This is a genomic window from Sphingobium sp. ba1 (genome assembly GCF_000743655.1).
Classification (GTDB): domain Bacteria; phylum Pseudomonadota; class Alphaproteobacteria; order Sphingomonadales; family Sphingomonadaceae; genus Sphingobium.
This window is the reverse complement of the sequence record NZ_JPPQ01000083.1, coordinates 324,785-338,693: the sequence shown is the minus strand read 5'-3', so window position 1 is coordinate 338,693 and position 13,909 is coordinate 324,785. Positions and strand designations below refer to the sequence as shown.

Sequence of the window (13,909 nt, the reverse complement as noted above, 5' to 3'; positions counted from 1 at the left end):
CGACGCTGGCGGGCACATGATGCTTGTACGCGCCTGCGCCCAGGAAAAAGGGCGCTTCCCCCGCCGACAGATTCTGCCGCGCCAGCTTGCTCATATGCCGCTCGACCGCCAATTCGCTGGCATGATCGGGCAGGCCTTCGATCTGGCCGGAAAGCCGGGCCTCGGCAGGCACATCCACGAACAGATCATCGATCGACGCCGCGCCGATGGTCGCAAGCATCGCCTGCCGGTCAGTGTCGGTAAGGGGTAGGTAGCGCATGATATTTTCCTGCGGCGTCATTCCCGCGTAGGCGGGAACCCATCTCCCAACGGTGCGCCAAGACGAACGTGGCGGAGATGGATCCCCGCTTCCGCGGGGATGACGGTGATAAGATTACAAAGCAGCGACGAACGTCTTATACGCCGCTTCGGTCATCAGCCCTTCCAGCTCGCTCATGTCGGTGATGCGCAGCTTGAAGAACCAGCCATCCTCTTCGGCATCGCTGTTCACCAGCGCGGGCTCATCCTCCAGCGCGCCATTGGCTTCGACGACTTCGCCCGAAATCGGTGCATAGACGTCGGATGCGGCCTTCACTGATTCCACGACGGCGGCGTCATCGCCCTTGTCGAAGGTCGCGCCTTCGACCGGCAGTTCGACGAACACGATGTCGCCCAATTGCTCCTGGGCAAAGTCGGTGATGCCGACCGTGGCGATCTCACCCTCGACGTCGATCCACTCATGTTCTTCGGTAAAATAACGGCTCATGATGATAGTCTCCGGAATGATTGCTTGAAAATCATGATCACAAAAAGTCGGAACAAAAATTAGGCGGTCGCGCGGCGATAGCGGTGCGGCACGAAAGGCATCGGCACCACCGTCGCGCTGATGCGCTTGCCGCGCACGTCGATCTCCAGCGCGGTGTCGAGCGCGCTATGCGGCAGGCTGACCCAGCCCATGGCGATCGGCGCGCCCAGGCTCGGCGCAAAGCCGCCCGACGTCACTTCCCCGACCAGATTGTCACCGACAAAAATTTGGGCGCCCTCCCGCGCGGGCAGACGCCCCTGGATTTTCAGGCCGACGCGCTTCGTGCCGGGGCCATCGGCCAGTTCCTTCATCACCCGACCATGGCCGATAAAGCCGCCCTCCGCGCGCCGACGCTTGCCGATCGCAAAACCCAGATCCGCGCCGATCGTGCTGACGGCAGGGGTCAGGTCGTGCCCATAAAGCGGCAAGCCCGCCTCCAGCCGCAGCGAGTCGCGCGCGCCAAGGCCGATCGGCTTGACCTGGCGGAGCGCACACAGCGCATCGGCAAAGCCCTCGGCGGCGTCCGCGGGCAGGCTGATCTCGAACCCATCCTCGCCGGTATAGCCCGACCGGCTGATCCACAGCGCCACGCCGTTCCACTCGAACGCGCCGCACTGCATGAAGGTCAGGTCCGCCGTCCCCGGCACCAGCGCGGCCATCGCCTCGCCGGCCTCCGGTCCCTGCAACGCCAGCAGCGCCTGCTCGTCCATATGGTTCATCACGACCTCGTCGGGCAGATGCTCGATCATCCAGGCCATGTCGTCATATTTGGTCGCGCCGTTGACGACCATATAGATCGCCGCGCCATCGAACGCCCCATCGGCCGGGCGCGCGACCATCAGGTCGTCGAGAATGCCGCCATCCTGGTCCAGCAGCATCGAATAACGCTGGCGACCGGGCTTCAACCCCTTGATGTCGCTCGGCAACAGCATTTCCAGCGCTTCGTCCACGCCCTCGCCGGAAAAGCCGATCTGCCCCATATGGCTGACATCGAACAGCCCGGCATGTTCGCGGGTCCAGCTATGTTCGGCCATGATGCCATCATAGTGGATCGGCATATGATAGCCCGCAAAGCCGACCATGCGCGCGCCCTGCGCACGGTGCCAGGCGTCGAGCGGCAGCGCTTCGAGCGGCAAGGCCTCTTCGAGCGTAGCTACATCGTCATTTGAGTCATAGGTGGCGGTCATAGGACGGCCTTTCCGTGAGAGGGTTGCAGCGACGTTCAGCCCGGCCCGCACCGGACCGCTTCTGTTCGTCACCCCCTCTGTCACGGGAACCTGAGAGCTTTGACCAGCGGCCTTGCGGCCACATGGCTTACCCCTTCGGTGGGACGAGATAACTCGTCCGCTTTCCAGAGTGCCTTGCGCGCGATGCGGTCCATTGGCCTGAGAGATTCCGGGGCGGTTGCTCCTTCGGCGACGGGGACGGCCTCAAAGGCCACCCATGCTCTCCCGCATCATGCCCAGCGCCGAATCCTCGACACCGGAGACATCCAAGGCATTGCGACAAAGGACAGGGCACGTCAATCAGCTAAAATATCCTCCCATTGCAAGGAAGGTGGCTGGCCGCAAAGCTCTGCCTATCTCACCAACCCCACCCCGTTCGGGCTGAGCCTGTCGAAGCCCCCTTCCTTTCTTCAAGAAAGGCCCTTCGACAAGCTCAGGGCGAACGGAAGAGGGATGAGCCTTCCCCCTAACCTACCCGAAAATTTCCGCATGCCGCTTTTCGGCATAGCGGTCCGTCATCCCGGCGATGAAGTCGGTGATGTGGCGGCTACGCGCCGGTTCGGCCAACACACATTCGTCGCGCCATTCAGGCGGCATCAGGCCGGGCTGCTCCTGATAAGCACGGAACAGGTCGGTCACGACCACCCGCGCCCGGTCGGCCGCCGCCATTTGCTCTGGATGGTGATAGAGGGTGGCGTACATGAAGCGTTTGAGGTCGCGCTCCTGCGCCGCCAGCTCCGGCGAAAAGCCGACCAGCGTGAGGCCCAGCGCGCGCACATCTTCCACCGTTTCGACGCGCGATTCCGCGATATTCGCCCGCGTCGCCGCCAGCAGGTCATTGGCCATCACGCCGATCTGCTCGCGCACCAGTTCGCGCAGCAAACCATCCTGCGGCACGTCGGGATAGCGAGTCCGCACCCGGTCCCAGCAGGTCGCGACAAATGGCACTTCCAGCAATTGCTCCAGCGTCAGCAGCCCGGCGCGCAATCCATCATCAATGTCGTGATTGTCATAGGCAATATCGTCCGAAATCGCCGCCAGTTGCGCCTCCAGCGAGGCATGGCTGGTCAGGTCCAGCGGAAACAGCGCATCCAGTTCGCGCATCGCCCAGCCGGGATGGTCGATCGGCCCATTATGCTTGGCCAACCCCTCCAGCATCTCCCAACTAAGGTTCAGCCCCTTGAAGCGCGGATAGGGGCTTTCCAGCAGCATCAGCGTGCGCAGCGTATGGGCATTATGGTCGAACCCGCCATGATCCTCCATCGCCACTTCCAGCGCATCCTCGCCCGCATGGCCGAAGGGGGGATGGCCGATATCATGCGCCAGGCACAGCGCCTCGGTCAGATCCTCGTTCAGCCCCAGCGTGCGCGCGGTGGTGCGGCCAATCTGCGCAACCTCCAGGCTGTGGGTCAGGCGGACACGGAAATGATCGCCATCGGGCGACACGAACACCTGCGTCTTGTGGCGCAACCGGCGAAAGGCGATCGAATGGATGATGCGGTCGCGGTCGCGCTGGAACATGTCACGCGGCCCGCGCACCTCCCCGCCTGGTTCGGCATGGAGCCGACCCCGGCTGGCGGCGGGGTGGCAGGCATAGGAAGCAAGGATCGTCATGGGACGTCCTCTTACTGACCGCCCAGCCTTTCGACCACCTCTCCCGCGCTGCTTTTCCACGCAAAGGCATCGCCACCGGCAGCCTTGATCTTGTCCTCCAGCGCCTTGGCGCGCGCGAAGTTGGGGAACGGCCCGACCAATAAGCGGTTGGTCTGGCCCCAGCTTGCGCTCCAGCCATCCTGCGCGGACAGGCTGTCATATTTTTTGCGCAGCGCATTGAGCGTGAAGGCGAGGCCCGATTTGCTGGCGCCGATGCCGATCTGCAACCAGTTGCGCGACGGATTGTCGGCCAACTTCTTCTTTTCTTCTGCTTCCTTCTTCGCCTTGGCGTCGGCTTCCACCTTGGCCTTGGCGAGCGCCGCTTTCTTCACCTTGTCGGCAGCCGCTTGCCGCTCGGCGCGGCGCGCGGCCTGCAGCGCGGCGATCTCCTCCAGATCCACGGCAGCGACGCGCGCCTGTCGCTCCGCTTCGGGCACATCGATCGCGCGAATGATGTCGGCGAGCGTTCGCGTCGCCTCCGGGTCCGGCTGCGGCGGCGCAGCGGGCACTGATTGAACCATGGCCGGCTGCGGCGCGGTCTGCGGCGCAGGCGACGGCGCGACGGTGGCTACCGATTCGAAGCCCGGCGCGGGCGGCCCCTGCACCGCTGTAGCGGGCGTACTCGCCTCCCGCACCGGCGGCGGCGTTGGATCCGGGGTCGGCACGCTTGCCTGGACCGATGGCACAATGGCAGCCGGTGGCGTCTGCGCTGGCGCAGGACTTGGGGTCGGCTGAACCATCGGCGTCGGCGACGGCGTAGGCTGGACCATCGGCGTGGGCGTGGGCGTGGGCTGAACCACCGGCATCGCCTGACGTTGCGTCTGCGCCCGTGCCATCGCCACGCGGGCGGGTGTTTCAGCGCGGGCCAGGCGCGCGGCCTCGCGCCGCTGGCGTTGCTGTTCGGCCCGGCGCGCCCGCGCGCTTTGCGGTCGATTGGTCGGCGCGGCGGCGACCGCCACCGATGCGGCTGGCACCACGACCTGCGGCGTGCCGGGCGCTGGTGGCGTCGGCGTGATCGGCGCAATGCGCGTGCCGGTCTGCGCCGGGAACTGCCCGAAATGCACCGCCGCCGCCTTTTGCGGCGCGGTCAGATAGGGCATTTTCTGCATATAGGGGACGATCGCCGCCGCGAGTTGCGCGGGCATGGTCTGGTCGGCCACCTTGCGCGCTTCCACCTGCTGGTTGTTCATCGCCAGAATGAATGCGCGATAGCGCCACGCCGCCCGATCACTCTTGTAGAGCAAAGGCTCCAAAGCCCGCTCCGCCGCCGCCACCTGGCCCGATATGCCCAGCGACGCGGCATAGCGGCGGATCAGTTCGGCGTCATTGGGCGTCCGCTGCAACGCGGCCTGATAGTCGCGCTGCGCCCCGGCCTGATCGCCGGTCATGTCGCGCGCCAGCCCGCGATCGGTCAGGATAGTCGCGTCGGCAAATCCCAACCGCCCTGCCTGATCGAACAGCCGCACCGCCTCCGCCGGATTTTGCAGCTTCAGATTGACCCGCGCCAGCCCGACCTTGATCCGGCCATTGCCGCTGGTGATCGTATCGGCGCGCGCAAAGAAACCCGCCGCCGCGCGCGGGTCATCCAGCGCCAGCGCCGCCTCCCCTGCGCCGATCAACGCATCCACGTCGCGCGGATTGGCCGACAGGCGCGCCAGATTGCTGTTGAGGTCGGCGGCGCCAAGGGGACGGACCAGTTGGGCCTGGTCGGTTTGCGCCTGGGCGGTTCCGGCCATCAGCAGGCCGCCAAGAATCCATGAAAGATATTGTGTCACATTCGGGCTCTAGCGGATCAAGGCGCGAATAGGAAATCGCCCAGCCAAAAAAGCGCGCCGTGCTGCCCCATAGGACAGACGGCGCGCTGCATGACCGGCGCGGCGCGTACCGCGCGCGATGATCTTACTGGTTGTTCTGGCGGTTCAGGAAGCGGGGAATGTCGACACCGGCGGCGTCATCGCCACCCGGCACCTTGTCCGCACCACGGGTCAGGCCCGCCATCCGCTCGAACAACGTCCCACCGCTGGCAACGCGCGGCGCTGCAGGTTGCGCAGGCGCTGCAGCTGGCGCGGCATTGTCCGCACCCAGCACCAGTTCGTCCTGGTCCGGCCCTTCGTCGGAAAACACGGCCGCAGGCTTGGGCGCAGCGAAGGGCGCGGGGGCCGCTTCGACCGGTGCAGGCGCAGGCGGTGCCGGGACGTCCAGTTCCAGTGTTTCAGGTTCGGGCGCGGGTGCTGCGGCTGGCGCAGGCTGCGGCGCGGGCGTCGCGGCCTTGGGCGCGCCACCCTGCTGCGGCACCGAGACGGCGGGACGGCTGGCAAAGCTGAACGGCTGCGTCAACGGCGCGGCATGGTTGCCGATCTCATTGTCGATGCCGGTGGCGACCACCGACACGCGGATCTTGCCGTTGAGATTGTCGTTGAACGCGCTGCCCCAGATGATGTTCGCGTCCGGATCCACCAGCTCGCGGATATGGTTGGCGGCTTCGTCCACTTCCATCAGGCGCATATCTTCGCCACCGACGATGGAGACGATCACGCCCTTCGCGCCGCGCATCGACACGCCGTCGAGCAGCGGGTTGGCAATCGCCTTCTCCGCCGCCTGCAAAGCGCGGCCGTCGCCTTCCGCTTCGCCGGTGCCCATCATCGCCTTGCCCATTTCGCCCATCACCGACCGCACGTCGGCAAAGTCGAGGTTGATGAGGCCGGGCATGATCATCAGGTCGGTGATGCTGCGCACGCCCTGCTGCAACACTTCGTCCGCCATCTGGAACGCTTCCTTAAAGGTCGTGTTCGGATTGGCGATCAGGAACAGATTCTGGTTCGGAATGACGATCAGCGTATCGACATGCTTCTGTAGCTCATCGATGCCGCTTTCCGCCGACTTCATGCGGCGATTGCCCTCGAAGGTGAAGGGCTTGGTTACGACGCCGACGGTCAGGATGCCACGCTCACGCGCCGCCTTGGCGATGACGGGGGCCGCGCCAGTGCCGGTGCCGCCACCCATGCCCGCGGTGATGAAGCACATATGCGCGCCTTCCAGCGCCGCTTCGACCATGGCGATGGTTTCTTCCGCCGCCGCCTTGCCGATTTCGGGACGCGATCCTGCGCCCAGACCCTCAGTGATCTGCGGACCAAGCTGGATACGGCGTTCGGCCGGCGAGCTGTTCAATGCCTGCGCGTCGGTATTGGCGACGATGAAATCGACACCCTCGACATTGGCGGCGATCATGTTCGCGATGGCATTGCCGCCCGCGCCGCCGACGCCGATCACCGCGATCCGCGGCTTCAGTTCGTCCACATGCGGTGGGCTGATCTCAATGCTCATATATTCTGCTCCCTCAGCTTCCTCGTCAGGAAGCGAAACCGTCATTAATTGTTAACACCAGAAAATAGGGGATTTCACCAGCTATTTTCGTTTCATTCCAAATTCGGTCAATAGTTTGTCTTCATCGCGCGCATCATCCGCTGCCACCAGAGCGGAGTCCCCAGACGATGGACCGTCTGCGGCGACGGCGCCATCGTTCGGAGATCAACCGGGTTGGAAGCACCGTAAAGCGCCAGACCCGCCAAAGTTGCAAAGGCCGGGCCACTATGCGCTTCGGGCATGGCGGACAAGCCCCGTGGCCGCCCGATCCGCACGGCCCGGCCCAGCGCGCCCTGCGCATAATCGGCAATGCCCTTCATTTCCGCGCCGCCGCCCGTCAGCACCACCTGCCGCCCGGTCGGCGTGTTGAACCCCATGCCCGCCAGCGCCGTATTCACTTCGGCCATGATCTGGTTCAACCGTTCGCAAATGACGCCGACCAGCGCCGCACGGGTGATCTTGCCCCCTTCCGCATTCGGCCCGGCCGCCTGCCCCGCCGCCGCACTTTCGCCATGGGGCGCGGCAATCTCGATCATCTCGCGGAAATCGCGCGGATTCTGCATCGCCGAGCCATAGAAGCATTTGATCCGCTCCGCCTGGCTGCGCCGAATGCCGAAGGCCGACGCAATATCGTCGGTAATGTCCGCCGCGCCGATCGGGATGCTATGCAGCCCGACCAACATGCCGCCCGCATAGAGCGAGACATTGGTCACCCCCGCCCCGATCTCGACCAGCGCCACGCCCAGGTCGCGCTCCTCTTCGGACAGACAGGCAAGTCCCGTCGCGATCGGCGCGGCGACGATCGAATTGACGTTGAGATACGCCCCGCGCACGCACAGGTCGAGATTGGCGAGCGGCGCGCCATCGGCCAGCACGACATGGATATCCACGCCCAAAAGGTCGGCGTGCATCCCCAACGGCTTCTTAACTGGCACCCGGCCATTGATAGTGAAGCAGGTCGGCTGGGCATGCAGCACGACTCGGCCGTCCGGGTCGATGCCCTGCTGTCCGGTGGTCAGCAGGTCATCAATATCCGCCTGCTCGATGCGATAGCCCGCCATGTCGCGCTCGACCGTGACGACATCGCTGACCAGGCTGCCGCCCGAAAAGCTGACCCAGACATCTTCGATATTGGTGCCCGCGACCCGCTCGGCCTGCTCGATCGTTTCGCGCACGGCCAGTTCAGTGCGCTCCATGTCGGCGATGAAGCCGCGCCGCACGCCCCGGCTTTCGCGCTGGCCGGTGCCCAATATCGCCAGCTCGCCCGTGTCGGTCCGCCCCGCGATCAAGGCGGAGACCTTCCACGACCCGATATCGATCGCGGTGATCAGCTTTTCGACCTTGGGCTGCGCCATGCGGTTTAGCCCTCTTCCTCCGCGGGCGCAGCGCTCGCGGTCTTGCCGTCGGTGGCCATCGGCTTGTCCTCGACCTTGCCTTGGGGCAGGCGCAGGACGAAACGATCGGGGTCACGCATGTCGAACTTGACGATCCCGCGCCCCAGCAGGCGGTTGACGCCATCCATGCGCGCGAAATTCACCAGAGCCGCCGCGCTCCCCTTGTCGCCTTCGGGCAGCGACAGGGTTTCGCCCGACTGAAAGCGTAGATCCCAGCGGCGATTGCCGACCCAGGTCGCGCCCGCCAGCATCGGCTTCAACGCGGGCGCATTGTCCATCAGCGCATTCAGCCCCGCCGTCTGCCGATTGGCGTCCGGTCCCACCACTAGCGGCAGGTCGGGCATCGCATTGGCCGACACAGGTTGCAGCACCACGCCCATCACGTCGATCAGGTGCAGCCGCCCGCCATGCTGCCACACCGCGACCGGATCGCGCTCGACGATGTCCACCACCAGCGTATCGGGCAGGCGGCGGGAAATGCGCGCATCCTTGATCCAGCCGAGTTTCAGCATCTCACTGCGCACCTTGGGCAGGTCGAGCGACAGCATCGACCGATCGACCTGACCTAGTGCGATATTATAGACCGGCAGCTCGTCCATTCGCTCGACGCCGCGCACCTCGACCTTGTCGACCTCGAACCCGGCGCGCGCGGCCAGCAGCGCCGCCTGCTTGTGCGCCATGGCGGGCACGCCGAAGAATATTGCGACGCCGACCACGCCCGCGCCGAAAATGCCGACGATCGCCCAGCTCGCCAGGCGTTGCAGCGTCGCTTCGCTGACCGGCAGCGCTTCGATCACCCGGTCCAGCGTCGATTGCCGCTTGAGCGTGCGGCCGCGCCGCCCCTTGGTCGCGGTATCGCGCGCGCTGCTCAATCGCGTGGAGCCGCCCCGTCTGATGCGTGTCTCAGCCATGTTCCGTCCCCCCGGCGCGCGACAGCGCTTCTGCGACAATAGTCTCTACCAACGTGGCATAGTCAATGCCCAGCTTCGCCGCCTGTTCAGGCACGAGGCTGAGCGGCGTCATGCCCGGCTGGGTGTTGACCTCCAGCAGATACAGCCCCTCGATCCCCTGTTCATCGTCCCAGCGGAAATCGGCGCGCGACGCGCCCTGGCACCCCAGCAATTGATGCGCACGCAGCGCGATCGCCTTGCAGGCTTCGCTAATGTCGGGCGGAATATCGGCCGGGCAGACATGCTCGGTCATGCCATCGGTATATTTGGCATCGAAATCGTAAAAGCCGCTCTTGGGGCGCAATTCCGTGACCAGCAGCGCTTCATTGCCCAGCACGGCCGTCGTCAGTTCACGCCCGCGAATATAGGGTTCGGCCAGCAGTTCGGAAAAATCCTGCCACGGGCCGACACTGTCGCGACCGATGGGATCGCCATAATTGCCCTCCGCCGTGACGATCGCCACGCCGACCGAACTGCCTTCATTGACCGGCTTCAACACATAAGGACGCGGCAACGGATCGCCCGCAAACAGGCTCTCGCTCGCCACGATCTTGCCGCCGGGCATGGGGATGCCATGCGGCACCAGCGCCTGCTTGGTCAGTTGCTTGTCGATCGCGATGACCGATGTAGCGAGGCCCGAATGCGTGTAGGTCAGGCCCATCAGGTCCATCATCCCCTGCACCGTGCCATCCTCGCCCGGAACGCCATGCAGCGCGTTGAACACGACATCGGCCTTGGCCTCGGCGAGACGCGCGGCGACATCACGATCCATATCGATCCGCGTGACCCGATGCCCGCGCGATTCCAGCGCCTTGGCAACGCCCTCCCCGCTCATGAGCGAAACCGGGCGCTCCGCCGACCAGCCACCCATCAGGACGGCAACATGCCACGGACCACGGGTCATCGATCAATCTCCGTCATCCCAGCGAACGCTGGGATCTCTCTTTTCTGTCTGCGCGGCGCAAGAAGGCAGTGGGATCCCAGCGTTCGCTGGGATGACGGAAAGAGAATGCCGCTCACTTCACCATCCCCACCCGCTGAATCTCCCATTCCAGTTCCACGCCGCTCTTGTCCTTCACCCGCCGCCGCACTTCTTCGCCCAGCGCTTCGATGTCCGCGCTGGTGGCGTCGCCCAGGTTGAGCAGAAAATTGGTGTGCTTCTCGCTCACCTGCGCGCCGCCCAGTTGCAGCCCGCGACAGCCCGCCTCATCCACCAGCGCCCAGGCCTTGTGCCCATCGGGGTTTTTGAAGGTCGATCCGCCGGTCTTGCTGCGCAGCGGCTGGCTGGCTTCGCGCGCGGCGGCGATCCGGTCCATTTCCGCCTGGATCGCGGCCGGTTCACCGGGAACGCCGCGAAAGGTCGCGCTGACCACGACAGCCCCCTCCGGCAGGGTCGAGTGGCGATAGCTATAGCCCAGTTCATCCCTGGAAAGCGTCACCCGCTCGCCCGACCGCAGCACCACGTCGCACGACAGCAAAATGTCGCATGTCTCGCGACCATAAGCACCGCCATTCATCCGCACGAACCCGCCGACCGTGCCGGGAATGGAGCGCAGAAATTCCAGACCCGCTATGCCCTTGTCCCGCGCGGTCGAGGAGACGAGGATGCCCGATGTCCCGCCGCCGCAGACCAGGGTGGTCGCGTCCAGCGCCTCGACGGTGGCAAAGGGCTTGCCCAGCCGCACCACCACGCCCGGCACGCCGCCATCGCGTATGATCAGGTTGGAACCAAGGCCGATCGCCATCACCGGCACCGCCGGATCGAGCGCGGACAGCAAATCGGACAAGTCCTGCGCATCCTTCGGCTCGAACAGCCATTGCGCCGCACCGCCCGCCTTGAACCAGACGAGCGGAGCCAGCGGCAAATCGGGCTTGATCGTGCCACGGACAGCAGGAAGGGCCAGGCTCAACCGCGCACTCCCCACATATTCATCCATTTTTTCATGGACTTAATGCCAGCCTCTTGCGCCTGGGTCGCGGCCATGCCTGCCTGTACGTTTTGCTGTGCGGCATCGATCATGTCGCGCGCGGCTTCGACGCCCTGCATCTGCACGTCGATCATCCGCTTCTGCATTTCCAGGCCAACGGCGAACAGTTCGAACATCAGACCGCTTCCTTGACCTTGGCGGACACCGCCGCCGCAAGGCCCGCCGCCCATTTGGTGATGTCGCCCGCGCCCAGGCAGACGATCATGTCGTCCGGCTGGATGTCAGCGGCGATCGCATCCACCAGTTCGTCCATATCCGCCACGGTGGAAGCATGGCGATGCCCCCGACGCTTGAGCCCCGCGACCAGCGCCGCGCTGTCCACGCCCTCGATCGGCTGCTCGCCAGCGGTATAGACGGGCGTTGCGTAAACCATGTCCGCATCGTTGAACGCTTGCTGGAAGTCATCCATCAAATCGCGCAGTCGCGTGAAGCGATGCGGCTGCACCACGGCGATCACGCGACCCTGCGCACCTTCGCGCGCTGCTGCCAGCACGGCCTTGATCTCGACCGGATGGTGGCCATAATCGTCGATCACGATGGCGCTGCCACCCCCGACTACAATCTCGCCGACCTTGGTGAAGCGCCGCTTAACGCCACCGAACTTGGCGAAGCCCGTCTGGATCGTCGCATCGTCGATCCCCATGTGCAGCGCCACGCCGATCGCCGCCATGGCGTTCAACACGTTATGGCGCCCCGGCATCGGCATTTCGATCCCCTCGATCTTGCGCGTCGATCCATCGCGCTCGCGCACCTGGATGTCGAAACGGTTGCCGCCGGGGAAGCTGACCACATTGTCGCCGCGAATATCGGCCTGCGCCGAAAAGCCATAGGTCACGATCCGCCGATCCTGCACCCGCGGCAGGATCGCCTGCACTTCGGGATGGTCGAGGCACAGTAAAGCCGCGCCATAGAAAGGCACATTGCCGACAAACTCGACAAAAGCGTCCTTCACCCGATCGAAATCGCCATAATGGTCGAGATGTTCGGGGTCGATATTGGTGACCACCGCAATCGTGCCGTCCAGCCGCAGGAAGCTGCCGTCGCTCTCGTCGGCCTCCACGACCATCCAGTCGCTATTGCCCAGCCGCGCGTTGGAGCCATAGCTGTTGATGATGCCGCCATTGATGACCGTCGGGTCCACCCCGCCCGCGTCGAGCAAGGCGGCGACCATCGACGTCGTCGTGGTCTTGCCATGCGTGCCCGCGACGGCAACGGTGGATTTGAGCCGCATCAGTTCGGCCAGCATTTCCGCGCGGCGGATGACCGGCACGCGCGTTTCCAGCGCCAGCTCGACCTCCGGGTTGCCGCGCTTGATCGCGGTGGACGTCACCACCACGGCGGCATCGCCCAGATTTTCCGCCTTGTGGCCGATCATCACGCGAATGCCCTTGGCGCGCAGTCCTTCGACCACATAGCCGTCAGCCACGTCCGACCCCTGAACATCATAGCCCAGATTGTGCATCACCTCGGCAATGCCCGACATGCCAATGCCGCCAATGCCGATGAAATGGATCGTGCCGATGTCCGTGCCGACACCCTTCATGAGCGAGATTCCTTCAGGTTCATCATGTTGTGATCCTCCCCTGGCAGGGGAGGTGGCAGGGCGAAGCCCTGACGGAGGGGTGTCGCCCCATCGATAGGGTGACACCCCTCCACCGGCTCCGCCGGTCCCCCTCCCCTTACAGGGGAGGATGCATGGGTCGGGATCTGGCTCACGCCGGAACCCCCGCCAGATTGAGCGTCGTCGGCATCGGTCCGACCCGTACCGGGTCATTGACGATCGGCGCATGACCGATGCTTTCCAGCAAGTCCGCCATGTCACGTGCCGCGTTCGGCCGGCCGCAGCCCCATGCGCGCTTGGCAGCGTTCTGCAGCGCGCCTGGCTCCATCGCCATCTTCTGCATCTGCTTGGCCAGTTCGACGGCGGTAAAGCGCGCCTGGGTAATGGTGCGCGCACCGCCGGCTTCGGTCATCTCGCGCGCATTGGCGGTCTGATGATCGTCCATGGCACTCGGCAAGGGGATCAGGATCGCGGGCCGCCCGGCGCAGGTCAGTTCCGCCAGCGTCGAGGCGCCCGCCCGCGCGATCACCAGATGCGACCAGCCCAGCTTCTCCGGCACATCGTTGAAATAGGTGGCGAGGTCGGCAGGGATCTCCATCTCCGCATAGGTTTTGCGCACCCGCTCGATATCCTCGGCGCGGCATTGCTGCGTCACCTGCAACCGGCGGCGCAGCGCGACCGGCAGCATCGACAGGCCTTCGGGCACGACGCTCGACAGGATGGACGCCCCCTGGCTGCCGCCGATCACCAGCACCCGGAACACGCTTTCCTCGGTCAGCGCCGGGAAATCCTCGTCGCGCAGGGCTTTCACCTCCTCGCGCACCGGATTGCCGATCAGATGGACCTTCGCATCATATCTGGGCTTGAGCCGCTCGACCCCCGGATAGGCCGTCGCGATCGCATCGACCCGCCCGGCGAGCAGGCGGTTGACCCGGCCCAGCACCGCATTTTGTTCATGGATCGCGGTCGGAATGCCATCGGCCAGTGCCC

General features: G+C 65.1%; 12 protein-coding genes, 1 pseudogene and 1 riboswitch. All 13 genes and pseudogenes read right to left on the bottom strand.

Annotation, left to right across the window (positions count from 1 at the left end; all coding sequences use genetic code 11):
* Window positions 1–259: pseudogene (locus IL54_RS23490) on the bottom strand (glycine dehydrogenase); the annotation flags it as partial.
* A 114-nt stretch (window positions 260–373) separates the two neighbouring features.
* Window positions 374–745: a glycine cleavage system protein GcvH gene (gene gcvH, locus IL54_RS20905; protein ID WP_037480119.1), complete on the bottom strand. Its 372-nt coding sequence runs from the start codon at window positions 743–745 to the stop codon at window positions 374–376.
* Window positions 746–804: 59 nt separating this feature from the next.
* Window positions 805–1,971: a glycine cleavage system aminomethyltransferase GcvT gene (gcvT, locus tag IL54_RS20900; protein ID WP_052027824.1), complete on the bottom strand. Its 1,167-nt coding sequence runs from the start codon at window positions 1,969–1,971 to the stop codon at window positions 805–807.
* A gap of 176 nt (window positions 1,972–2,147) precedes the next feature.
* A riboswitch (glycine riboswitch) is annotated at window positions 2,148–2,248 on the bottom strand.
* Between the two features lie 233 nt (window positions 2,249–2,481).
* The gene (locus tag IL54_RS20895) at window positions 2,482–3,624 is read right to left on the bottom strand and encodes a deoxyguanosinetriphosphate triphosphohydrolase (RefSeq protein WP_037480115.1); all 1,143 of its coding nucleotides are present in this window, start codon (window positions 3,622–3,624) and stop codon (window positions 2,482–2,484) included.
* An 11-nt stretch (window positions 3,625–3,635) separates the two neighbouring features.
* The gene (locus tag IL54_RS20890) at window positions 3,636–5,399 is read right to left on the bottom strand and encodes a tetratricopeptide repeat protein (protein ID WP_156106330.1); all 1,764 of its coding nucleotides are present in this window, start codon (window positions 5,397–5,399) and stop codon (window positions 3,636–3,638) included.
* A gap of 163 nt (window positions 5,400–5,562) precedes the next feature.
* Entirely contained in the window at window positions 5,563–6,987 is a 1,425-nt protein-coding gene (ftsZ, locus tag IL54_RS20885; protein WP_037480675.1) for a cell division protein FtsZ, read from the bottom strand.
* 107 nt (window positions 6,988–7,094) lie between these two features.
* Entirely contained in the window at window positions 7,095–8,381 is a 1,287-nt protein-coding gene (gene ftsA, locus IL54_RS20880; protein WP_037480110.1) for a cell division protein FtsA, read from the bottom strand.
* 5 nt (window positions 8,382–8,386) lie between these two features.
* Window positions 8,387–9,331 carry a cell division protein FtsQ/DivIB gene (locus tag IL54_RS20875; RefSeq protein ID WP_037480105.1) on the bottom strand — a complete coding sequence of 315 codons (945 nt, stop codon included), beginning with the start codon at window positions 9,329–9,331 and terminating at the stop codon, window positions 8,387–8,389.
* Entirely contained in the window at window positions 9,324–10,274 is a 951-nt protein-coding gene (locus IL54_RS20870) for a D-alanine--D-alanine ligase (RefSeq protein ID WP_037480101.1), read from the bottom strand. The genes IL54_RS20875 and IL54_RS20870 overlap by 8 nt, the downstream gene beginning before the upstream one ends.
* 112 nt (window positions 10,275–10,386) lie before the next feature.
* Window positions 10,387–11,307, bottom strand: coding sequence for a UDP-N-acetylmuramate dehydrogenase (murB, locus tag IL54_RS20865; protein WP_081913151.1), 921 nt, complete (start codon window positions 11,305–11,307; stop codon window positions 10,387–10,389).
* Window positions 11,277–11,474, bottom strand: coding sequence for a hypothetical protein (locus IL54_RS20860; RefSeq protein WP_037480099.1), 198 nt, complete (start codon window positions 11,472–11,474; stop codon window positions 11,277–11,279). Before IL54_RS20860 ends, murB begins: the two co-directional genes overlap by 31 nt.
* Window positions 11,474–12,901 carry a UDP-N-acetylmuramate--L-alanine ligase gene (gene murC, locus IL54_RS20855; RefSeq protein WP_037480097.1) on the bottom strand — a complete coding sequence of 476 codons (1,428 nt, stop codon included), beginning with the start codon at window positions 12,899–12,901 and terminating at the stop codon, window positions 11,474–11,476. Before murC ends, IL54_RS20860 begins: the two co-directional genes overlap by 1 nt.
* A 169-nt stretch (window positions 12,902–13,070) precedes the next feature.
* Window positions 13,071–13,909, bottom strand: an 839-nt coding sequence (locus IL54_RS24470) for a UDP-N-acetylglucosamine--N-acetylmuramyl-(pentapeptide) pyrophosphoryl-undecaprenol N-acetylglucosamine transferase (protein WP_156106342.1), incomplete at its 5' end; no start/stop codon positions are given.

What these genes read in the sequence shown, in the direction of transcription:
- gcvH (WP_037480119.1), bottom strand. Translation starts at nt 745, where the DNA reads ATGAGCCGTTATTTTACCGAAGAACATGAGTGGATCGACGTCGAGGGT.
- gcvT (WP_052027824.1), bottom strand. Translation starts at nt 1,971, where the DNA reads ATGACCGCCACCTATGACTCAAATGACGATGTAGCTACGCTCGAAGAG.
- IL54_RS20895 (WP_037480115.1), bottom strand. Translation starts at nt 3,624, where the DNA reads ATGACGATCCTTGCTTCCTATGCCTGCCACCCCGCCGCCAGCCGGGGT.
- IL54_RS20890 (WP_156106330.1), bottom strand. Translation starts at nt 5,399, where the DNA reads ATGGCCGGAACCGCCCAGGCGCAAACCGACCAGGCCCAACTGGTCCGT.
- ftsZ (WP_037480675.1), bottom strand. Translation starts at nt 6,987, where the DNA reads ATGAGCATTGAGATCAGCCCACCGCATGTGGACGAACTGAAGCCGCGG.
- ftsA (WP_037480110.1), bottom strand. Translation starts at nt 8,381, where the DNA reads ATGGCGCAGCCCAAGGTCGAAAAGCTGATCACCGCGATCGATATCGGG.
- IL54_RS20875 (WP_037480105.1), bottom strand. Translation starts at nt 9,331, where the DNA reads ATGGCTGAGACACGCATCAGACGGGGCGGCTCCACGCGATTGAGCAGC.
- IL54_RS20870 (WP_037480101.1), bottom strand. Translation starts at nt 10,274, where the DNA reads ATGACCCGTGGTCCGTGGCATGTTGCCGTCCTGATGGGTGGCTGGTCG.
- murB (WP_081913151.1), bottom strand. Translation starts at nt 11,307, where the DNA reads ATGGATGAATATGTGGGGAGTGCGCGGTTGAGCCTGGCCCTTCCTGCT.
- IL54_RS20860 (WP_037480099.1), bottom strand. Translation starts at nt 11,474, where the DNA reads ATGTTCGAACTGTTCGCCGTTGGCCTGGAAATGCAGAAGCGGATGATC.
- murC (WP_037480097.1), bottom strand. Translation starts at nt 12,901, where the DNA reads ATGAAGGGTGTCGGCACGGACATCGGCACGATCCATTTCATCGGCATT.